This is a genomic window from Nitrospirillum guanabarense, from assembly GCF_034653355.1.
Classification (GTDB): domain Bacteria; phylum Pseudomonadota; class Alphaproteobacteria; order Azospirillales; family Azospirillaceae; genus Nitrospirillum.
In genome coordinates this window covers 952,170-973,085 of the sequence record NZ_JAYEER010000003.1, presented here as the reverse complement: position 1 = coordinate 973,085, position 20,916 = coordinate 952,170, and the positions used below count along the sequence as shown (strand labels likewise).

The window sequence follows — 20,916 nt, the reverse complement described above, 5'->3', positions numbered from 1 at the left end:
TGCAATGCCTGACGCATTTCCGCCGAGGATAAGCGCAGGCTTCAAGTCTCGGTGAAAGCCTCCGCCCCATGGAAACCCGTCCGCGCCGCGTCCTGATCGTCGAACCCACGCCGTCCCTCGCCGCCGCCTACAGCCAGGCGCTGCGCAAGGATGGGCATGCCCTGCAGGTAGTGGACACGGCGCCGGCCGCCCGCCGGGCGCTGGCGGAGGCACCGGCCGACGTGGTGCTGCTGAACCTGCAGCTGCCGGGCGGCAACGGCCTGGATCTGCTGAAGGAGCTGAAGGCCGACGCCAAGGCGCCGCAGGTGGTGGCGCTGACGGCCCAGGGCTCGGTGCAGATGGCGGTGGACGTCATGCGCGCCGGTGCCGTCGACGTGCTGCTGCTGCCGGCGGGCACGGAGCGCCTGCGCCAGGCCATGGCCGCCGCCCTGGCCGAAAGGGCAAAGGTGCTGGAGGCGGCGCCGCCCGCCGCCCCGGTGGAGGATCCGCTGGGCTATCTAGGCTTCGTCGGCACCTCGCCCGCCATGCGCGGCGTCTACCGCATGATCGAGGCGGCGGCGCCGTCCAAGGCCACGGTCTTCATCACCGGCGAGAGCGGCACGGGCAAGGAGGTCTGCGCCGAGGCCATCCACCGCCGCAGCCCGCGCGCCGGACGCCCCTTCATCCCGGTGAACTGCGCCGCCATTCCCAAAGACCTGATGGAAAGCGAGATTTTCGGCCACGTGAAGGGCGCCTTCACCGGGGCGACGACGGATCACGCCGGTGCCGCGCTGCAGGCCGACGGCGGCACGCTGTTCCTGGACGAAATCGGCGAGATGGACCTGTCGCTGCAGGCGAAGCTGCTGCGCTTCCTGCAGACCGGCATGGTCAAGAAGGTGGGCAGCGAGAAGGCGGAGGCCGTGGATGTGCGCATCGTCTGCGCCACCAATCGCGACCCCTTCGCCGAGGTGCAGGCCGGCCGCTTCCGCGAGGATCTGTTCTATCGCCTGCAGGTCATTTCCATCGAGCTGCCGCCCCTGCGCGACCGTGGCGAGGACATCCTGCTGATCGCGCGGGAATTCCTGGCCAAGTACACGCAGGAGGAGCGCAAGTCCTTCACCGGCTTCAGCGATGAGGCGGAGGAGATCATGCGCACCTACAATTGGCCTGGCAACGTCCGCCAGCTGCTGAACGTGGTGCGCAACGTGGTGGTGCTGAACGACGGCGCCGTCATCCAGCCCTTCATGCTGCCGCCGCCGCTGAACAAGCCCACCATGATCGTGCCCCCCATGCTGAACGACCCGCGCTGGTCGGCCATGGCGGGGCCCATGCCTTTTCCGTTCACCCCGCCGCCGCCCGCCAACCTGGCCGGCCCGGTTCCTGGAGGAACGTCCCTGGGTGGCGTCGCCCCCACCGGATTCGGCATGCCGCCAATGGCCCCGGCGTCACCAGCGCCGGGGGGCGTGTCGGTGGGCGGTGTCCGCATCCCCGGCGTTCCCGCCGGCGCAACCAGCTGGGCCGCCCCCATTCCGCTGGACGACGCGCCCACCGCCCCCGAGTCCGATCCCAATCCCGAGCGCCGCATCCGGCCGCTGTGGATGGTGGAGGAGGAGACGATCGAGGAAGCCATCCGCCTCTGCCAGGGCAACATCACCCGCGCCGCGGCGCTGCTGGAGATCAACCCCTGCACCATCTACCGCCGCCGCCAGAAGAAGCGCGCCACGGCCTGAATTCCAAGGAAACGGTCATGATCACGGAAATCCGGCACATCATTTTTTCCAATGACGAACTGAAGCTGGTCTTCCAGACGGTGCCGCTGGAGGGCTTCGACGCCGGCCGCCGCATCCTGAGCATCCAGGTGGTGGAGGGCCCGCCGCCCACGGTGAAGCTGTCCAGCGACCTGCCCACCGGCGGCGGGCGGGAGGAGATCCAGGTGGAGTCCTACCAGCTGGCTCGCCTGATCGTCGCCTACTGCCGGGAAAAGCGCATCCCGCTGCCCAAGGACGCGCTGAAGACCCTGCACGCCCAGGGCGACCAGCTGTGCTTCAGCATCATGAGCTCGCTCAGCTAACGGAAGCTTCACAAAGGCGCCCGACTCTATGCCTTGAGCGGCGAGCCGATCAGCGCGATACTGCAAGCAATCGGCCGCCCCGTTAGACGCGGTCCCCGGAGTGGTTCAGATGCAGATCGACAGTCAGGCCGCCGCGGCCACCGCCGCCAACGTGCTGCAGGCCAGCCTGCAGTTCCAGGTGCAGGCCCTGAAGCAGACCACGGACGCCCAGTCCGCCGTCGCCACCGAACTGCTGACCGGGCAGAGCGCCGGCCCCGCCCCCACCGACGGTCGCGGCCAGCTGATCGACATCAGCGCCTGATTCCCCTTGGCGTCCCTATCCGAAGTATTGTCCACCGCCGTCGCCCATCATGAGGCCGGCCGGCTGGACGATGCGGAGGCCATTTACGCCGCCATTCTCGAGCAGGTGCCGGACCAGATCGATGCCCTGCACCTGACGGGCGTCCTGATCCTGCAGCGATCGCTTGGCGCCGTGCCGGCCGATCCCTCCCGGGTGGCGGCCGGCGTGGCTCTGATCCGCCGCGCCCATGCCCAGCCCGCCGCCGCCGCCATTCCGGACATCGCCGCCAACCTGGGTCGCGGGTTGAGCGCCCTGGCGCGCGCGTATGCCAGGACGGGCGCCAATACCAAGGCGCTGGAAGCCCTGCTGGAGGTGGACGATCTGGGCCTGCCCTTGACGCCGGCCGATCGCTTGACCCTGGCCGACACCCTGTCGCTGGCGCAGGCGGGGAAGGAGGCGGAGGGGCATTATCGCGCCCTGCTGTCGGCTGGCCCGGCTGCCCGCGCCGAAGAGCTGCCGGCCCGGGTGGGCCTTGCCAAGCTGTTGATCGCGCGCGAACGCCGGACTGAGGCCTTGTGTCTGCTGGACGGCCTTCCGCCACCGGACTCCCCGCAGGCCGTGCCCAACGCCGATGCCCAAGCCACGGCCCAGGGCCTGCGCGCGCAACTGCTCATGACCGCGAGGCCGCAAGACGCGGCGACCGCCCTGGCCGAGATGGAAAGCGGCGGGGGTGTCAGCGCCGACCTGCGCCATCTGTCTGGCATGCTTCTTCAGGTCCAGGGGAACATCGCCGGCGCCCGGGCCCTGTATGCCCAGGCCCTGGCGCTGGAGCCGGGCCACGCCGCAGCCCGGCTGGCCCATGCCGAGGCCTGCCTGCGCCTGGGCGCGTGGCGGGACGGCTTCGCCGATCTGTCGTGGCGCTGGATGCAGCCCACCGCCGCCCGTCTCCATGGAACCATCCCGCTGTGGGAGCGGGCGGATCAGGACATTTCCGGCCGCCGCCTGCTGGTCTGGGATGAGGTGGAGCCGGACGCCCTGCCCCACTTGGCGCGCCTTCTGCCCCGCCTGCGTGACCGGGGGGCGGAGGTGATCGTGGAGGTGTCGCCCGGCTGGGCCGCCCTGCTGCCCACGGGGCCGGGCCAGCCCCTGGCCGGCATCACCGTCGCCACGCGGGGAGTGGACGCCGTACGGGCCGATTTCCAAGTTCCTCTGCAGGAACTGCCCGACCGGCTGTCGCTATGGGATTCCAACCACTTCTGGAGCGGCCCGTATATGGCGGCACCAGGCGGCGCACTGCCGCAGCCTTTCAAAGGGCCAGGGGTGGGCGTGGCCGACGCCCCGCCATCCCTCGCGCCCCCCCTGCCGCCGGGCGTGACGGCCGTGCCCCTGGCCGTGCCCGCCGCGGATGAGCCCGAGGCCTGGGGCCGGCTGGCGGCGACCCTGGCCGCCGTCGATGCCGTGGCGCTGCCCGCCGGTCCGCTGGCCCATCTGGCCGGCGCCATCGGCCGCCCCGGCGTGGTGCTGGTGCCGGCGGATGCCGACTGGCGCTGGCCGGCGTCGGGGGAACGGACCCCCTGGTATCCGTCCCTGCGCCTGGCGCACGGCGCCAACTGGCCCGCCAGCCTGGGCCTGATCCCGGGAACGGTGCCATGAGCGGCATCCTGTATGTCACCGGCGCCGATGAGCGGTATTTCGCCACCACGCTACTGCTTCTGGAAAGCTTCGCCCGGCGCTTGCCGGACGCGCGGCTGATGGTCTGCGATTACGGCCTGGCGCCTGGGCAGCGGGCCTATCTGGCGGAACGCGGTCAATTGCTGCCGCGGCCCAGGGACCTGCCGGAAAGCCTGCATCCCTATGCCAAGAAGGCCGCCATCCTGGACTATGCCGGCGACCTGCCCTGGCGGGCGCTCTGCTGGATCGATGCCGACATGCTGGCGGTCGGTCTGGATGACACCGTCATGGCCCAGCTGCTCCAGCGCCTGGAGGCCAGCGGCGCCGACATCGCGCTGACCACCGACATCAACAGCCTGACCCTGTCCGACGTGGCGGTCATGGACAAGGGCGGCACGGGCATGGCGCCCTTCCGCGCCCTGCTGGCCGACAGCGGCGCCGATCCCGCCGCCCCTTATATCAGTGTCGGCTTCTGGCTGTGCCGCTCGCGGGCGCTGCTGACCGAGTGGGACCGGCGCAGCCGGGGAATGCGGCCGCATTCCTTGTTCGAGCAGAACGTCATGGCCCTGCTGATCCACGGCCCCCGCTGGGGGCATGCCGGCCGGGCGCTGTTGCTGGATCCGGTGGAATGGCAGCCGCAGAACCATCTGCTATCGCTGATCCGCCCGGCGGGCGACGGCTACACGGTGCGGGGCCGAACCGTGCGGCTGGTGCACTGCACATCGTGCGGCTACTGGTTCATGGACATCTACAAAAGCCATGTGGAAGTGAACGGACAAGCCTTGGCGGGGTATTTCCGCATCCTGCATAATCCGGCGTTGCGCACCCTGCAGACGAACCTTTTGCATGACCATGTGACGCGCCATGGTGACGCACTGGCCCGCCACGGCCTGCTGCAGGCCGCGTCGGCTGGGCGAAATCCCTGAAATGGCCGGTAAATCGGCGCCTGGTGGGCATATCTTGCCTCTGTTCACCAAGGGCGGCGCCCCCTATCCTCTCGCGATGAGAGAAGCAAGGCGGGCCCCAGGGGCAATCCCGGGACGGGGCCGGCCGGCGGAGGAAGCATGACCGACACGACCGACAGCACGCCCGCCACCCCGGAAGACGCGGCCGCCCTGACCCTGCAGGCGGAAGGCCTGGCGGCATTGGAAAGCGGCGACAACGCCCAGGCGGTATCGCTGCTGACCCAGGCCGTGGGCCTGCGCCCCGACGACGCCGTCCTGCGGGCCGACCTGGGCATGGCCCTGGAACGCCAGCAGGACAACGAGGCCGCCAAGGGCGCCTACGCCATGGCCGTGGCGCTGGACCCCGACAATCCCATCTACCGTTTCAACCTGGGTGCCGCCTGCCAGCGCCTGGGCCATGGGCATGAGGCCGCCACCCATTACCTGGACGCGCTGGAACGCGAACCGATGCTGGCGGAGGCCTATTTCAACCTGGCCACCCTGTTCCAGGACGCCGGTCACCTGGACATCGCCGAGCAGCACTATCGCAACGCCCTGGAGGCGCGGCCAGCCTATGTCGAGGCCGCCGCCAACCTGGGCCTGGTCCTGCGACGCCTGGGCCGGCTGGGCGAGGCGCTGGATTACCTGCGGGCCACGGCCCAGGCCCAGCCCGATGTGGCGCAAACCTTTTCCAACCTGGGCCTGGTCCTGAACGAGGCCGGCGAGTACCAGGAGGCGCTGGCCGCCTTCGACCGGCTGGCCGCGCTGCGCCCGTTCGAAGCCGCCCCCCACGTGGGACGCGCCCACGCCCTGCGCGGCCTGGGGCACCTGACCGAGGCGGCGGCGGCCATCCGCGAGGCGCTGAGCCGGCCGGAACCGACCGTTTCAGCGGAGCTGGAGGCGGCGCAGGTCGCGGGCGCCCTGCAGGCCGGCGGCAACGGGGCCGCCGCCCAGGCCCTGGTGAGCGCTTGGCGGGCCTGCGGCGTCACCCCCATCCTGCGCCATACCGAGGCCGCCTTGGGCGTGGCCCCCACGCCCCCCGGGCCGATCCCGCCTATCTGCGGCAGATGTACGACGCCCAGGCCGCCATGCTGACCGAGCAGACGGTGGCCAGCGCCGCCGCCACGCTGTCGCCGGCCCTGGCCGGCACCCTGGCGCGCCATTTGGGCCCGGCGGCCGGCACCCTCCAGGTGCTGGAGATCGACTGCGGCGTGGGTGCCCTGGCGCCGCTGCTGAAGCCCTACGCCGCCAACCTGGTGGGCGTCCACCCATCCGATTCCGCCCTGCGGATGGCGGCACGCAGCGGCCTGTACGACCAGCTGGTGCATGGTGATCACGCCCAGGTGCTGGAGCAGTCGGCCGGCAGCGCCAACCTGATCGTATCGACGGACATCGCCAACCATCTGGGCGACCTGGCACCCCTGGCGGCCGCGGCCGCCGACGCGCTCCTCCCCGGCGGCGCCGTCACCCTGGTGATGGACGCGGCGGAGCCCTGGGCCCCCGCCGTGGCGCTGAAGGAAAACGGTCGCTATCTGCACCGCCGCGACGCCGTGGAGACGGCCCTGCGCCAGGCGGGCCTGACGGTGCTGGAGGCGGTGCCCCTGCCGCCCGCCACCACCGCCGGCGTCGAGCGTCTGCTGGTCGTGGCCCGCAAGGGCTGACCGCGGCCCAGTGCGTCCGCCCGCCATGTCGCCACTCCCGTCCCCCGCCCCCCACCCTTCGGGGCGGGTCTTGGCCTTGCCCCGCTATGACCGGCTGGGGGCCAGCAGCCGGCTGCAATTCTTCGACCCGTTGCCCCATCTGGCGGCTGCGGGCCTGGGGGTGACGACGGCGCCCTTTTTCGACGACGGCTATCTGCGGCGCCTGTACGCCGGCCAGCCCGTCAACGGCTGGGCCTTGGCCGGCCGCTACCGCCGGCGCATGGCGGCCCTGAAGGCCGCCGGCAAGACGGATCTGCTGTGGATCGAGAAAGAGGCGCTGCCCTGGCTGCCCCCGGGCGTCGAGCGCCATCTGTTCCGGGGCCGGCCCTACGTGCTGGATTTCGACGACGCCTGGCACTTGCGCTATGCCGGCCATCGCCTGGCACCGGTGCACCGGCTGCTGGGGGACAAGCTGGAACGGCTGGTGGCGGGCGCCGCCCTGACGGTCGTGGCCAATGAGGCCCTGGCGGCGTGGGCGGAAAGCGCCGGCGCCGGCCGCCTCCTGCGCCTGCCCACGCCGGTGGAGCTCGCCCGTTACCAGGCGGCGCCGGCGCCGGAGCGGCCGGTGGGGGAGTTTCGCGTGGGCTGGATCGGTACGCCATCGTCCGCCCGTTACTTGGCCGCCCTGGCGGAACCGCTGGCGGCCCTGGCGGCCAGCGGCCCCTTGACCCTGGTGACCATCGCCAGCCACCCCGTTAACCTGCCTGGCGTGCCGGAGGAATTCATTCCCTGGAGCGAGGCGGGGGAAGCCGCCGCGCTGGCCGGCATCGACGCCGGCATCATGCCCCTGCCCCACACGCCGTTCGCGCAGGGCAAATCGGGCTTCAAGCTGCTGCAGTACATGGCCGCCGGCAAGGCGGTGGTGGCCAGCCCGGTGGGGGAGAACCGCCGCATCGTGGCCGACGGCGTCACCGGCCTTTGGGCCGACAGCCCGGAAGGCTGGGTGCGCGCCCTGGCGGCCCTGCGCGGCGACCTGGACCTGCGGCGGCGCCTGGCGGCGGCGGGCCGGGACTTGGTGGCTCGCGACTATGACTTGGCCGTCCTGGGCCCCCGTCTGGCGACGGCGCTGGCCCAGGTCGCCGGATAAACGCGAGGCCGTCCCGCGCGACCCGGCCAGGGAGCCTTAGGCCGGGAACGGGGTGCCGATGTCCGCCAGGGTGGGCTGCTTGCCATCCTTGTCCGACAGCACGGCGCCGGCGAACGCCGGCCATTGGATACCCAGCGCCGGATCATTCCACAGCAGGCCGCGGTCATGGGCGGGGCTGTAAAGCGCCGTCACCTTGTAGGCGATCTCGGTATCCGGGACGAGGGTGCAGAAGCCGTGGGCGAAGCCCACCGGGACCCACAGCTGCCAGCCTTCCTCGGCGTCCAGTTCCACGGCGACGTGGCGACCATAGGTGGGGGACCCTTGGCGCAGATCCACCGCCACGTCCAGGATGCGCCCGCGCACAACGCGTATCAGCTTGCCCTGGGCCGCCGGGGCCAACTGGAAGTGCAGGCCGCGCACCGTGCCCTGAATCCGCGATAGCGACTGGTTGTCCTGTACGAAGGGACCCGTGATGCCGGCGGCCGTGTGCTTTTCGTCGTTCCAGGTCTCCACGAACCATCCCCGCTCATCGCCGAAGCGACGGGGCTTCACCATGACCAAGCCATCGATCTCCAGGCGCTTCACGTCCATGCTGGGGTCCTATTTTGTCTGCCGGTTGTGCCGTGCCGCCCGGGATACGCCGGAGACCATCAGAAGTCCAGGGCCGCGCCGTCCCGCAGCACGGCGTCGGCCGCCGGCGTGTAGCGCCCGCCCTCATCATGCAACACCAGGCCCGACAGCAGGCGGGCCGGGGTGCGGGCGCCCAGGCGGGCGCGGACGATGACGCGCTTGGCCTCCGTTCCGGCGCGGGGCCACAAGGGATAGAGCACCACGGCGCCGAAGCGGCCAGCCAGGCGGGCCAGGATCTCATCCACCCGGTCGGCGCGGTGGATCATGGTCAGGGTGCCGCGCGGCGCCAGCAGACGGGCCGCCGCCGCCACCCAGGTGGCGAGGTCGGCCGTGCCCTCGCCGTGGGACGCCGCCTTCCCCGCGCGAGGGGAGCGGGTATGACGTCCGCCGGGATGGAAGGGCGGGTTGGTCATGACATGGTCGAAGCGCCCGGCCACCAGATCGGGGTCCGACTCCGGCGGCAGATGGACCGGGGCCTGGGCGGCGTCGCCCACCGTGATGCGCACCCGGGCGGCGACCTCGTTCAGGTCGGCGTTGCGCCGGGCGAGTTCCGCAGCCTCGGGCTGCAGTTCCAGCCCCGCCACCCGGACGCCGGGCAACCGGGCGGCCAGGCAGAAGGAAGCGGCCCCGGCGCCACAGCCCAGATCCAGCACCCGGTCGCCCTCTTCGGCCGGCGTGGCGGCGGCGAGCAGCACGGGGTCGATGGCCGCCCTGTATCCTTGCCCCGGCTGCAACAGACGCACGCGGCCGTTCAGCAGGCGGTCCTCGGTGATACCGCCGTCCATGGAACCTTCCACCGGGGGCTCCGGAGCGGCGGTCGCGGAAATCACGGCGCGGACTCCAGCTGCGCCCGCGCCACGGCCAGGGCGGCGGTGGCGGCCACGACGGCACCGTCCGCCACCATCAGGCGGCGGGGAATGGCGCTGATGCTGCCCTCCACCCCCGCGGTGTAGTCGTCCAGCAGCACCGTCTCGATGCCGGCGTCGGCCAGCACGGCCCGCGCCCAGGATATCTCCACCGCGTTGTTGCTGGTCAGGATGGGTTGCATGAAGGCCTCATTGGGGGTGCGCCGGTTGGGATGCGCCGGGTGCCGATTGACGCACGCGGCATAGATGGGGGGCGGCGATGCGGTCTGCCAGCTTGACCACGGGGGTTGCGCCGGTATGCTCGCTGTCCTATCCAGGGCCGTCAACAGGTCTGCGTTCCGCCACCGTTGGCCCCCACTGGCAGGAGTTCGTTTCGTGGCCGTCGTCACCCCCCTCGATCCCAAGCGCCGGAAGGCCGGCACCGATGCCCTGGAGGCGCTGGTGGAATTGGTGGCGACCGACCTGGCGGCGGTCAACGACCTCATCATTCGCCGCATGCATTCCGATGTGGAGATGATCCCGCGGCTGGCGGGCTACATCGTGGCCAGTGGCGGCAAGCGCCTGCGCCCGGTGCTGACCCTGGCCGCCGCCCGCCTGTGCGGTTACCAGGGGGAGCGCCACCAACCGCTGGCGGCCTGCGTCGAATTCATCCACACCGCCACCCTGCTGCATGACGACGTGGTCGACGAAAGCGACCTGCGGCGCGGCCAGCCCTCGGCCAACGCCGTCTTTGGCAACAAGGCCAGCGTGCTGGTGGGCGACTTCCTGTTCTCCCGCGCCTTCCAGGTGATGACCGAGGACGGGTCGCTGGACGTGCTGCGCATCCTGTCCAGCGCCTCCGCCGTCATTTCCGAGGGCGAGGTGCTGCAGCTGATCACCGCCAACGACACCACCACCAGCGAGGAGGCCTATCTGGAGGTCATCCGCGCCAAGACAGCGGAGCTGTTCGCCGCCGCCTGCCGCATCGGCGCCGTGGTGGCCGGCCGCCCGGCGGCGGAGGAGGAGGCGCTGCGCAGCTACGGCCTGAACCTGGGCATCGCCTTCCAGGTGGTGGACGACGTGCTGGACTATTCCGCCGTGCAGGCCCGCCTGGGCAAGTCCATCGGCGACGACTTCCGCGAGGGCAAGATCACCCTGCCCGTCGTCCTGGCCTTCCGCCGGGGTGATGACGAGGAACGCGCCTTCTGGCGCCGCACGCTGGAGGACATCGACCAGCGGGATGGCGACCTGGAGCATGCGCTGGCCCTCATGCAGCGCCACAACACCCTGCGCGACAGCGTGGAACGCGCCCGCCATTACGGCGCCATGGCCCGCGACGCCCTGGGCCTGTTCCCCGCCAGCCCCATCAAGCGCGCCCTGCTGGACGTGATCGACTTCGTCGTCGACCGGGATTTCTGAACTCATTCGAATCCGGATTTCGGAAAGGCGCGCCCTCACCGGCGCGCCTTTTTGCTTGGCTGTGGATGCCATCGCCCCAAAAGCGAAACGGCCGGCTTCGGAAGAAGCCGGCCGCTTGTGCGTCCCTGAGATGGTCGGAGAGAGAGGATTCGAACCTCCGGCCCCTGCCTCCCGAAAGCAGTGCTCTACCAGGCTGAGCTACTCTCCGTCTCGGGGTGGGCGGGTATATATCGACATCCGCCGGCCGCCGCAAGCCTTCTCTTTCATCCCATCGCACATCGCCGCCGCATGGGTGTCCCGCAGGGGGTACGGGGGCGACCTGTTGCCCATTGGCCACAGGGTTCCCAGGAGTCTGCGCCTGCCCCTGGAAGTTCCGGTTCTCGCCATGGTTCCGCCACGGTTGGCCGCGAGTTTCAATTCCACGCCCATCAGTCGTTCGGCCTAGCAGAAGACGCCGCTCGGGGCCGATCGTTTTATGGAGGTGGTACTATGACGACCGTTCGCAGCCTGCTCACCGGCCTGTTCCTGGGCCTGCCCTTCCTGGTCGCCCCCGCCATCCTGGTCGCGGCACCGCGCCCCGATGTCGCCGCCGTGGCACAGGGGACGCCCGCGCCCGCCGCGACGCTGGCGTCCTCGCCTTCCGGCAAGCTGAAGGTCATTCCCACCCGCGTGGACGGCGGTACCGCGGGAGCCGTCGCCGTGCCCTGCAAGGCCACGACCACCACCATCATCAAGGCCCATGCCGGACGCAGCGTCCCGCATCAGCTGATCGCCCTGAACTGATCAGCACGCACCTGGGACAGGCGCCGGCACCGGAACGACCGGCCCGCCCCATCCGAGTATCCTCATGAAGGTTGAAGCGCAGAGGGCCGGTCAGTGTCGCCACTGACCGGCCTTCATGCTACCCCCGCCAGGCCTTCAGGCGGCGGGCGGCCTCCACCATCTCGGCCTCGGCGCCGGCGAAGCTGATGCGCACCGTGTGATGGCCGCGCACGGGGTCGAAATCCACGCCCGGGGTCAGGGCCACGCCCGTCTCGTTCAGCAGGCGGGTGCAGAAGGCCTGGGAATCGTCCGCGCGGTCGGAAATGTCGGCATAGATGAAGAAGGCGCCGTCGGCCGGGGCCAGCCTGCCGAATCCGGCGGCGGGCAGCAGATCCAGCAGGATGTCGCGGTTGCGGCGGTAGCGCGCCACGTGGCCTTCCAGTTCGTCCACGCACTCGAAGGCCGCCACCGCCGCGTGCTGCGACAACGTGGGCGGGGAGATGTAGAGGTTCTGCGCCAGGCACTCCACCGACCGCACCAGCCGCTCCGGCACCACCGCCCAGCCCAGGCGCCAGCCGGTCATGGAAAAGTATTTGGAGAAGCTGTTGACGGTGATCGCGCCCCCGCCCCCGTCCATCGCCAACGCCGTGGCCGCCGGCACCGTGCCGTATTCGATGCCGTGATAAATCTCGTCCGAGATCAGCCAGACGCCATGGCGGCGGCACCAGTCGCCCAGGGCGGCCATGGCGGCGGGGTCCAGCATGGTGCCGGTGGGGTTGGAGGGGCTGGCCACAATCAGCCCCCGGATTGGTTCCCCGCCCTGCGCCAGCAGACCGTCCAGCAAGGCGGGCGTGGGCTGGAAGCGCGTCTCGGGCCCGGCGGGCAATTCCACCGGCACCAGGCCAGCCGTCTTCAGGATGTTGCGATAGGCCGGATAGCCCGGCGCGGCCAGGGCCACGCGGTCGCCCGGATCGAAGGCCGCCAGGAAGGCCAGGAGGAAGGCGCCGGACGATCCCGTGGTCACCACCACCCGCTGCGGCGGAATCACCACCCCATGGCGATCTTGGTACCAACGTGCTATGCCCTCTCTCAAGGCTGGCAGGCCCAGGGCATCGGTGTAGGCTAGGCGATCGGCGGCCAGGGCGTGGGCGGCCGCGGCGATCACCCCCTTCGGTGCCGGGGTGGACGGCTGGCCTATTTCCAGATGCAGGACGTCGCCGCCGGCGGCCTGCCGTGCGTTGGCGGCGCGCAGCACCTCCATCACCATGAAGGGAGAGATGGTGCTGGCGCGTATAGCGACAGCCGGGTGCCTCGCCGCGCGTGGAAATTCATCCTTGGAGTATGTAGGGATCATACCTTACCGCTCGCCTGTTCGGGTATCGACGGCACCGCCGATGGAATTGACAATGTTCTTGCGACCGCGCCGCCTTGCCCGCCTGATCCTGGTCAGCCTGCTATCCTCGGTCCTGGCCGTGGAGCCGGTGCTGGCCCAGGATCGCGGCATCAACCTGGTGCGTGACGCGGAAATCGAACACACGCTGCGCGTCTTCGCCACCCCCATCTTCCGCGCGGCCGGTATCGTCCCCGACGCGGTCACCCTGGTGCTGGTCAACGATGACGAGTTGAACGCCTTCGTGGCGGGCGGCCAGAACATGTTCGTCAACACCGGCCTGATCATGGCCGCGGACACGCCGGAGCAGTTGATCGGCGTCCTGGCCCACGAAACCGGCCACATGGCCGGCGGGCATCAGGTGCGCACGCGCGACGCCATCGAGAACGCCGTGATCCTGTCCACCCTGGCCACGCTGCTGAGCGTGGCGGCGGCCATCGGCGGCACGCGGCGGGGCGATGGCGGCGGGGCGGCCATGGGCGGCATCGCCGGCGCGCAGGAACTGGGCGCCCGCTCCTTCTTCGCCTTCAGCCGCGCGCAGGAGGCGTCGGCGGACGAGGCCGGCTTGTCCTACATGGAAGCCAACGGCTATTCGTCCAAGGGCATGCTGGAGTTCATGGAAAAGCTGCGCCGCCAGGATGCCGGGCTGCCGCAGACCAAGCAGGTGGAGTTCCTGATGACCCACCCGCTGACCAAGAACCGCGTGGAATACATCGAGAACTTCGTCGATCATATCTCGAAGTTCACCAACGCCAAGATGCCCTCGGCCTATTACGACATGCACCAGCGCATGCGGGCCAAGCTGTACGGCTTCATCCATCCCGACCTGGCCCTGCGCAAATACGCGGAGAGCGATACCAGCGTCCCGGCGCGCTATGCCCGGTCCATCGCCTATTACCAGGTGGGCGACATCAACAAGGGCCTGAAGATCGTCGACGGCCTGATCGAGCAGGAACCGAAGAACCCCTACTTCTATGAGTTGAAGGGCCAGATCCTGTTCGAGAACGGCCGCGCCAAGGAAGCGGTCGACCCCTACCGCAACGCCGTCAAGTACGCCCCCGACAGCGCCCAGCTGCGCATGGCCCTGGGTCACGCCCTGCTGGAGGCCGGCGATGACAAGCTGGTGCGCGAGGCCATCGACGTCCTGCGCTCCTCCGCCCGGGATGAGCCGCTGGTGGAGCTGACGTGGTTGCTGCTGGCCAGCGCCTACGCCCGCGCCGACATGGCGCCGCAACTGGCCTATGCCCGCGCGGAGGAGGCCCTGGCCCGGGGCGACATCCGCGCCGCCCGCTATCACGCCGACCGGGCGGAGCAGATGCTGCCGGCTGGGTCGCCCGACTGGGTGCGGGCCCAGGACATCCGCGTGCTGGTGGAAAGCCGCCTGCCGCACAACATGCGGCCGCAACTGGCGCCCGGCAGCGGCCTGGTTTCCCCCGATACGCCCATCATCTCCACCGGGCGCATGCCGGAGGACGCGCTGTCCACTGGCGGCGTCTCCGCCATCGGCCCCGGTTTCCCCGGCGTCGCCGACCTGCCCGGCGGCACCACCATCGGCAGCGGGCCCACCGGCCTGGGCACGCTGGGAACGCCCCTGGGGGGAACGCCCCTGGGGGGAACGCCCCTGGGGGGAACGCCCTTGGGAGGCACACCGGTGAGCGCCCCGGGCGGCCGCTGATCCCGGTTCAGAAAAGGCGGGGACGCACCGTCAACCCACCCGCACCGTCCGCAGGAAACCCGACGCCTCGCGGTCCAGAACGGCGGACTGGGTGGACAGTCGCTGCGCCAGGCCAGTCACGCCCTGGGCGGCATCCCCCACCGCCCGCGAGGCGCCAGTCAGATCTCCCAGGCTGCCGGCGACGTCGCCGATGCCCTGGGCCGCCTGCTGGACGTTGCGGGCGATCTCCTGCGTGGCGGCGCTCTGCTCCTCCACCGCCGAGGCGATGGTGACCGTCAGCTCGTTCACGTCGGCGATGGTGCCGCCGATGCGGCGGATGGCCGCCACCGTCTGGGTGCTGCGGCCCTGGATGGCGGTGATCTGGGCGGCGATCTCCTCTGTCGCCTTGGCCGTCTGGTTGGCCAGGCCCTTGACCTCGTTGGCGACGACGGCGAAACCCTTGCCCGCCTCCCCCGCCCGGGCCGCCTCGATGGTGGCATTGAGCGCCAGCAGGTTGGTCTGCGCCGCGATGGCCTGGATCAGGGTCAGCACCTCGCCGATGCGGCGGGCGTCCCCGTCCAGGCCCTCGACCACCGTGTCCGTCTCGCGCACCACGGCCAGCGCCTCGCCGGCGATGGTGGCGGAACGGACGACCTGGGCGCTGATCTCACTGATGGAAGCCGACAGCTGCTCGCTGGCCGCCGCCACGGTGTTGACGTTGGCGGAGGCGTCGGCCGCGGCGCCAGAGGCCGCGTGCGCCTGGGTCTGGGCCTGATCCGCCGCCCGGGCCAGCGTACCGGCCAGCCGCTCCAGATCGGTGGCGGCCTGGGTGACGGTGCCCACCACGCCGACGACGCTGGACTGGAAGGTGTCCGCCACGGCGCCCAGCGTCTGGCGCTGGCGGGCGGCGGCCTCGGCCTCGGCCCGCGCCTGCTCGGCCCTGAGGGCGGCCGCCCCCCGCATGTGCTCGCGGAACAGCGCCACCGCCCGGGCGATGCGGCCGATCTCGCTGCGGTCGGCCGTGTATTGAATGTCCACTGTCAGGTCATCGGCCGCCAACCGGTCCATGGTGCCGCACAGATCGGCCAGGGGCCGGGTGATGCTGCGGGCGATCATCACGGTGAACAGGCCGGCCACCAGTAAGCCCACCAGGGTGCAGCCGCCGGTCCACAGGCCTTCCCGCCATAAGGCGGCGTCGATGTCATCGATGTAGACCCCGGCCTGGACCGCCCATTTCCAGGGTTCATAGGGCGCCGCGTAGGCCAGCTTGAGCGCCGGCACCTCCGCCCCCGCCGTGCCGCGCGGCACCAGGTAGGTGGTCAGGCCCCCGCCAGCCCGCGCGGCGGCGATAATCTCCGCCACCACGCGCGTGCCCCTGGGATCCTTGAACTCCATGCGGTTCACACCTTCGTTCTTGGGGTTGGCATGGACCAGGGTGACGCCGTCGAACTGGTAGACGCCGTAATAGTCGCCCTCGCCCCAGCGCAGGGCGCGGATGGCCTTCTTCGCCACCTCCTGCGCCTGATCCAGCGGCATCCGGCCGGCCTTGACCTCGTCATCGTAGGCGCGGATCAACTTCACCACGCTGCCCACCATGTCGTGCAGCTTCTGCTCGCGCTCGGCATAGATGGCCTGGCGCAAGCTCCACACCTGCGCGCCGGAGATGGCGAGCATCGACACCACCATGATGCCCATGATGATGGCGATGCGGAAAATGAGGGAAAAATTGCGCACGGCGCACGGTCCTTCGTTCAGGCGTTCAACCTGCGCGGACATGTAGCATGGTTAAGAAACGGAGGAATGGACGCGAAAGGCGAGCCTGGCGCCAAAGGCGGTCAGGCGGGCTCGCGCGCCTGTTCCAGGGCCCAGGCGGTGACCAGCGCGTCGGCGATGCGCATCATCATCAGCAAGGCCAGCCGGCGCGCGATCTCATCCAGGGGGCGCACCAGATGCAGGTGCAGCATGGCGACGGCCCCGGCATGGGCGCCGCCGCCGGAGGCCTGGGGCGTCAGCGGCCAGGCCAGCGTCATGGCGTCGTCGGTGAACTCGTGCCGCAGGTCCCCCGGGCTGCGCAGGGCGGTGGCCAGGGCGCCGGTGTCGGCCACGGTGGCCAGGGGATGGCCGGCCGCGTCCTGATAGCGTCCGCGTCCCGCCAGGATGCGGGCCGACAGCCGGTCGGCACCGTAGATGACGCAGAACAGGCCGTCCGCCGGCTGTTCCAGCACCTCGGCGATCTGGTCCAGGGCGGCGCCGGCGGCGGAGGACGGACCGGACAGCGCCATCTGGCACAGGCCCAGGCCCGCCACCCGCTCCATCCCCAGGCAGGAGCGTTCCAGGGTGCGGATGTGGTGGTAGGCGCGCAGCGCCGTGATGGTGGCGGTGACCAGCTTGCGCGCCGTCAGTTCCGTCTTGGCCTTGTAGTCGTTGACGTCATAGCCGGCGATGACCGCGTCCTCCGGCGCCTGGCCCGGCTGGCCCGTGCGCAGGATGATGCGCACCGCCCGGTTGCCCAACTCATCCCGGATGCGGGGCACCAGCTTCAGGCCGGCGTCATCGCTTTCCATCACCACGTCCAGCAGGATCATGGCGATGTCGTGCTCGCCCTTCATGACCTCCAGCGCCTCGGCGGCGGAATAGGCGGAGATGAAGGCCAAGCCGCGGCCCTGGAACGCGAACTTGCGCATGACCAGGCGGGTCATGGCATGGACTTCGGGATCATCGTCGACGATCAGCACCTGCCAGGGCGGCATGCCCGGGACGAGTTCCGAGACCTCGTCAGCCTCGTCCTCTTCGTCATCCTCATCCTGGAACAGGAAATCGTCATCATCATCCGCCATGGTCATGGCCAACCCCACCGTCGTGCCCGGGCGTGGAAACACATCCCCGCCGGCGAAATCCTACGTGACCCCAGGCCCACCCATGACCGCACAGCGCCGCCGCCCTGGCAAGCGCGACGATGGACAACCTACAAACGTAGGCACCCGGCCATCGGCGCAGGACGCCGCACCCCCGGGCCCGCCAAGGCTGCGGGATTGCGCCCCGTCGCCGCCTGGTCCATGCTGCCGGCCTTCGCCGTTCCCCTCGAGGTCCAGGCCGCAACCGGAGTTCGTCTCGATGTCGCGTACCATCGCCGCCACCCTCTACGCCACCGTGGCGCTCGCCGGCCTGGCGGTCGTCAGCCCCGTCTTCGCCGCCGACAAAGCGATGAGCGACAAGCCGGTGGCCGACAAGGGCCCCTACGACAAGGCGCAGGTGGAACAAATTGTCCACGACTACCTTCTGGCCCATCCCGAGGTGATCGCCGAGGCGGTGCAGGCCCTGCAGGACAAGAGCGAGGCGGAAGAGGCCAAAGCCGCCGCCGATGCGCTGGTGAAGCACAAGGATGAGCTGTTCGCCTCCAAGACCTCGCCCGCCGGCGGAAACCTGAAGGGCGACGTGACGATGGTGGAATTCTTCGACTACCAGTGCGGCTATTGCAAGCACACCCAGCCGGAGATGGACGCCGCCATCAAGAAGGATGGCAAGGTCCGCATCGTCTACAAGGAATTCCCCATCCTGGGCCCGGCATCGGTCATCGCCGCCAAGGCCGCCCTGGCCGCCAACCTGCAGGGCAAGTACGACACCGTGCACGCGGCGCTGATGGCCGCCACGGGCAAGCTGGACAAGGACCGCATCCTGTCCATCGCCAAGGACGCGGGCGCCGACACCGACCGCCTGGCCAAGGACATGGAGTCCCCTGCCGTGCAGAAGGAGATCGACGCCAACCTGGCGCTGGCCGACGCGCTGAATATCCACGGCACGCCGGGCTTCGTCATTGGCAACACCCTGGTGCCGGGCGCCATCGGCGCCGACGCCTTCAAGGATCTGTTCGCCAAGGCCCGCGGCGCCAAGAGCTGACCCTGGCCGGCTGGCGCAGTAGGCGTCGGGCCGGTTCCAGCCCCGGGGCGCATGGGGGCCCACCGGTGTCGCCCTCGGTCTTCATGCGCGTGGATTCTTGCCCCCGCTGCTGCCCGTGTTATAAAGCGGCCTTCGACGAACGTCGTCCGGGGGACGCATACCCCCGCACGTTCGGTTTTTGAGACGTACGTACGCAAAGGCGATATACCCTTGGCCATCGCGCCCTCCGTCCTGATCCTGAACGGTCCGAACCTCAACATGCTGGGGATTCGCGAGCCGCACATCTATGGCGCGGAGACGCTGGAGGATATCGAGAACGCCTGCCAGGAGACGGCCGCGCGCCTGGGCCTGGAGGTCGATTTCCGCCAGTCCAACCATGAGGGCGAGCTGGTCACCTGGATTCAGGAGTCCCGTGGCGAACACGATGCCATCATCCTGAACGCCGGCGCGTACACACATACATCCATCGCCATCCACGACGCGCTGAGCGCCGTGGGCCTGCCGGTGGTCGAGGTGCATTTGAGCAACATCTTCCGGCGCGAGCCGTTCCGGCACCATTCCTACGTGTCGCCGGTCGCGAAGGGCGTCATCTGCGGCTTCGGCTCGCAGGGCTACCTGCTGGCGCTCCAGGCGGCGGCCCGCCTGATCGACAGTCCCTCGACACCCGCCTGACAGCGGGCAGACCGGCCTATCCCACAATCGACCGACCCATCGGCGGCTTAACCGCAGCCCAGTACCCAGGATCATGACAATGGCGACCTTCGAACTCGACAGCGAATTCGTGCGCAAGTTGGCCGAGCTTCTCGGCGAGACCGGTCTCACCGAGATCGAATACGCGGAAGGCGAAAAGCGCATCCGCCTGTCCCGCGCCGCCCCGGCCGCCGCCGTGGCACCGATCGCCGTGGCCGCCGCCCCGGTAGCCGCCGTGGCACCCGCCGCCGCCCCCGTGGCGGCCGTGCCGCCGGCCCAGCATCCGGGCGCCGTGAAGTCCCCCATGGTCGGCACCGCCTATCTGGCGCCGGAGCCGGGCGCCGGCACCTTCGTGAAGGTGGGCGACGCGGTGAAGGTGGGCCAGACCCTGCTGATCATCGAGGCCATGAAGGTCATGAACCCGATCAAGGCGACCAAGGCCGGCACCGTGACCCAGATCCAGGTTGGCGACGCCCAGCCCGTCGAATACGGCGAAGTCCTGCTGATCATCGAGTGAGGGTTTGACCATGGGCGGCCTGTTCGAAAAGGTCCTGATCGCCAATCGCGGCGAGATCGCGCTTCGCATCCACCGCGCCTGCCGCGAGATGGGCATCAAAACCGTGGCGGTGCATTCCACCGCCGACGCCGACGCCATGCATGTCCGCCTGGCGGACGAGAGCGTGTGCATCGGCCCGCCCTCGGCCAAGGAAAGCTACCTGAACATTCCGGCCATCCTGTCGGCGGCGGCCATCACCGGGGCGGACGCCATCCACCCGGGTATCGGCTTCATGTCCGAGAACGCGCAGTTCGCGCAGATGGTGGAGGAACACGGCTTCGCCTGGATCGGCCCGTCGCCGGAACACATCCGCATCATGGGCGACAAGGTCACGGCCAAGCGCACGGTGCTGGAGCTGGGCCTGCCGGTCGTCCCCGGTTCGGACGGCCCGGTGGAGACGGTGGAGGCCGCCCTGGTCAACGCCGCCCGCATTGGCTACCCCGTCCTGATCAAGGCGGCGGCCGGCGGCGGCGGCAAGGGCATGAAGGTGGCCTGGGCCGAGTCCGAGCTGCGGGAGGCTTATCAGTTGGCCCGGGGCGAGGCGCGCGCCGCCTTCGGCAACGACCAAGTCTACATGGAAAAGTACCTGGCCAAGCCGCGCCACATCGAAATCCAGCTGCTGGGCGACCACCACGGCGCCGTGGTGCATTTCGGCGAGCGCGACTGCTCCATCCAGCGCCGCCACCAGAAGGTGGTGGAAGAGGCGCCGTCGCCGGCGCTGAACGCGGAAGAGCGCGCCTTCATCGGCAACCTGGCGGCCAAGACGGCGGCGGCCTTCGGCTACCGCGGCGTCGGCACGATGGAGTTCCTGTACGAGAACGGGCAGTTCTACTTCATCGAGATGAACACCCGCTTGCAGATCGAGCACACGATCAGCGAGATGGTCACCGGCGTCGACCTGGTGCGCGAGCAGATCCGTGTCGCCACCGGCGCGCCGCTGGGCTACGGCCAGGACGACATCAAGTTCAACGGCCATTCCATCGAGTGCCGCGTGAACGCCGAGAACCCGGTGACCTTCGCCCCCAGCCCGGGCAAGATCGACGGCTATCACGCCCCGGGCGGCCTGGGCGTGCGCGTCGACAGCGCCCTGTACGACGGCTACCGCGTGCCGCCGCACTACGACAGCATGATCGCCAAGCTGATCGTCCATGGAAACAGCCGCAACGAGTGCCTGATGCGCCTGCGCCGCGCCATCGAGGAATTCGTCATCGGCGGTATCGACACCACCCTGCCCCTGCACCAGCGCATCATCGCCCAGCCGGACTTCATCAACGGCGACTATGACATCCGCTGGCTGGAGGAATGGATGAAGAACCAGCCCGCCGGCTGATCCTTCCCCAT

The 20,916-nt window shown here is 70.0% G+C and carries 21 protein-coding genes and 1 tRNA gene; 15 read left to right on the top strand and 7 right to left on the bottom strand.

Annotated features, from left to right (window positions below):
• The first annotated feature begins 68 nt into the window (after positions 1 to 68).
• From UAA55_RS13770 to UAA55_RS13735, 8 genes are all read left to right on the top strand, one after another.
• Positions 69 to 1,709 (top strand): sigma-54 dependent transcriptional regulator, encoded by a 1,641-nt coding sequence (locus tag UAA55_RS13770; RefSeq protein WP_322953422.1) that lies wholly within the window; start codon positions 69 to 71, stop codon positions 1,707 to 1,709.
• 17 nt (positions 1,710 to 1,726) lie between these two features.
• Entirely contained in the window at positions 1,727 to 2,050 is a 324-nt protein-coding gene (locus tag UAA55_RS13765) for a hypothetical protein (protein ID WP_040848345.1), read from the top strand.
• A gap of 109 nt (positions 2,051 to 2,159) precedes the next feature.
• Entirely contained in the window at positions 2,160 to 2,351 is a 192-nt protein-coding gene (locus UAA55_RS13760; protein WP_145728893.1) for a hypothetical protein, read from the top strand.
• A gap of 6 nt (positions 2,352 to 2,357) precedes the next feature.
• Positions 2,358 to 3,983, top strand: a complete 1,626-nt coding sequence (locus UAA55_RS13755; RefSeq protein ID WP_322953420.1) for a tetratricopeptide repeat protein — start codon at positions 2,358 to 2,360, stop codon at positions 3,981 to 3,983.
• Positions 3,980 to 4,927 carry a hypothetical protein gene (locus UAA55_RS13750; RefSeq protein WP_322953419.1) on the top strand — a complete coding sequence of 316 codons (948 nt, stop codon included), beginning with the start codon at positions 3,980 to 3,982 and terminating at the stop codon, positions 4,925 to 4,927. The genes UAA55_RS13755 and UAA55_RS13750 overlap by 4 nt, the downstream gene beginning before the upstream one ends.
• A gap of 138 nt (positions 4,928 to 5,065) precedes the next feature.
• The gene (locus tag UAA55_RS13745; RefSeq protein ID WP_322953418.1) at positions 5,066 to 6,040 is read left to right on the top strand and encodes a tetratricopeptide repeat protein; all 975 of its coding nucleotides are present in this window, start codon (positions 5,066 to 5,068) and stop codon (positions 6,038 to 6,040) included.
• Positions 6,013 to 6,606, top strand: a complete 594-nt coding sequence (locus UAA55_RS13740; protein WP_322953417.1) for a class I SAM-dependent DNA methyltransferase — start codon at positions 6,013 to 6,015, stop codon at positions 6,604 to 6,606. Before UAA55_RS13745 ends, UAA55_RS13740 begins: the two co-directional genes overlap by 28 nt.
• 70 nt (positions 6,607 to 6,676) lie before the next feature.
• Positions 6,677 to 7,732, top strand: coding sequence for a glycosyltransferase (locus tag UAA55_RS13735; protein WP_322953416.1), 1,056 nt, complete (start codon positions 6,677 to 6,679; stop codon positions 7,730 to 7,732).
• 36 nt (positions 7,733 to 7,768) lie between these two features.
• Here UAA55_RS13735 and rfbC read toward each other — a convergent pair whose 3' ends face one another.
• Genes rfbC through UAA55_RS13720 form a run of 3 tightly spaced genes read right to left on the bottom strand, consistent with a single transcriptional unit; the run spans position 7,769 to position 9,410 of the window.
• Positions 7,769 to 8,323: a dTDP-4-dehydrorhamnose 3,5-epimerase gene (gene rfbC, locus UAA55_RS13730; RefSeq protein ID WP_322953415.1), complete on the bottom strand. Its 555-nt coding sequence runs from the start codon at positions 8,321 to 8,323 to the stop codon at positions 7,769 to 7,771.
• 59 nt (positions 8,324 to 8,382) lie between these two features.
• Positions 8,383 to 9,147, bottom strand: a complete 765-nt coding sequence (locus UAA55_RS13725; protein ID WP_322953414.1) for a tRNA1(Val) (adenine(37)-N6)-methyltransferase — start codon at positions 9,145 to 9,147, stop codon at positions 8,383 to 8,385.
• 41 nt (positions 9,148 to 9,188) lie between these two features.
• Positions 9,189 to 9,410 carry a putative signal transducing protein gene (locus UAA55_RS13720; RefSeq protein WP_322953413.1) on the bottom strand — a complete coding sequence of 74 codons (222 nt, stop codon included), beginning with the start codon at positions 9,408 to 9,410 and terminating at the stop codon, positions 9,189 to 9,191.
• Between the two features lie 193 nt (positions 9,411 to 9,603).
• On the opposite strand from UAA55_RS13720, the gene UAA55_RS13715 reads away from it, so the two are divergent.
• Positions 9,604 to 10,626 carry a polyprenyl synthetase family protein gene (locus UAA55_RS13715; RefSeq protein WP_322953412.1) on the top strand — a complete coding sequence of 341 codons (1,023 nt, stop codon included), beginning with the start codon at positions 9,604 to 9,606 and terminating at the stop codon, positions 10,624 to 10,626.
• 131 nt (positions 10,627 to 10,757) lie between these two features.
• Here the strand turns inward: UAA55_RS13715 and UAA55_RS13710 are convergent.
• Positions 10,758 to 10,834, bottom strand: a tRNA-Pro gene (locus UAA55_RS13710).
• Positions 10,835 to 11,115: 281 nt separating this feature from the next.
• On the opposite strand from UAA55_RS13710, the gene UAA55_RS13705 reads away from it, so the two are divergent.
• On the top strand, positions 11,116 to 11,409 hold the full coding sequence (locus UAA55_RS13705; protein WP_322953411.1) for a hypothetical protein: 294 nt from the start codon (positions 11,116 to 11,118) through the stop codon (positions 11,407 to 11,409).
• 118 nt (positions 11,410 to 11,527) lie between these two features.
• Here UAA55_RS13705 and UAA55_RS13700 read toward each other — a convergent pair whose 3' ends face one another.
• Positions 11,528 to 12,649 (bottom strand): pyridoxal phosphate-dependent aminotransferase, encoded by a 1,122-nt coding sequence (locus UAA55_RS13700; RefSeq protein ID WP_322954460.1) that lies wholly within the window; start codon positions 12,647 to 12,649, stop codon positions 11,528 to 11,530.
• A gap of 145 nt (positions 12,650 to 12,794) precedes the next feature.
• Here UAA55_RS13700 and UAA55_RS13695 point away from each other — a divergent pair, with 145 nt between their 5' ends.
• Entirely contained in the window at positions 12,795 to 14,453 is a 1,659-nt protein-coding gene (locus tag UAA55_RS13695) for a M48 family metalloprotease (protein WP_322953410.1), read from the top strand.
• 30 nt (positions 14,454 to 14,483) lie between these two features.
• Here UAA55_RS13695 and UAA55_RS13690 read toward each other — a convergent pair whose 3' ends face one another.
• Both UAA55_RS13690 and UAA55_RS13685 read right to left on the bottom strand, forming a co-directional pair.
• The gene (locus UAA55_RS13690) at positions 14,484 to 16,166 is read right to left on the bottom strand and encodes a methyl-accepting chemotaxis protein (protein ID WP_322953409.1); all 1,683 of its coding nucleotides are present in this window, start codon (positions 16,164 to 16,166) and stop codon (positions 14,484 to 14,486) included.
• Positions 16,167 to 16,267: 101 nt separating this feature from the next.
• Positions 16,268 to 17,275: a DUF3369 domain-containing protein gene (locus tag UAA55_RS13685; protein ID WP_322953408.1), complete on the bottom strand. Its 1,008-nt coding sequence runs from the start codon at positions 17,273 to 17,275 to the stop codon at positions 16,268 to 16,270.
• A gap of 271 nt (positions 17,276 to 17,546) precedes the next feature.
• Between UAA55_RS13685 and UAA55_RS13680 the strand changes: the two genes are divergently transcribed.
• The 4 genes from UAA55_RS13680 to accC all read left to right on the top strand — a co-directional run bounded on the left by UAA55_RS13680 (position 17,547) and on the right by accC (position 20,905).
• Positions 17,547 to 18,329, top strand: a complete 783-nt coding sequence (locus UAA55_RS13680; RefSeq protein ID WP_322953407.1) for a DsbA family protein — start codon at positions 17,547 to 17,549, stop codon at positions 18,327 to 18,329.
• 210 nt (positions 18,330 to 18,539) lie between these two features.
• Positions 18,540 to 19,001: a type II 3-dehydroquinate dehydratase gene (gene aroQ, locus UAA55_RS13675; protein ID WP_322953406.1), complete on the top strand. Its 462-nt coding sequence runs from the start codon at positions 18,540 to 18,542 to the stop codon at positions 18,999 to 19,001.
• 79 nt (positions 19,002 to 19,080) lie between these two features.
• Complete coding sequence (gene accB / locus UAA55_RS13670) at positions 19,081 to 19,536, top strand: acetyl-CoA carboxylase biotin carboxyl carrier protein (RefSeq protein ID WP_322953405.1); 456 nt, start codon at positions 19,081 to 19,083, stop codon at positions 19,534 to 19,536.
• 19 nt (positions 19,537 to 19,555) lie between these two features.
• On the top strand, positions 19,556 to 20,905 hold the full coding sequence (gene accC, locus UAA55_RS13665; RefSeq protein WP_322954458.1) for an acetyl-CoA carboxylase biotin carboxylase subunit: 1,350 nt from the start codon (positions 19,556 to 19,558) through the stop codon (positions 20,903 to 20,905).
• Positions 20,906 to 20,916 lie beyond the last annotated feature (11 nt).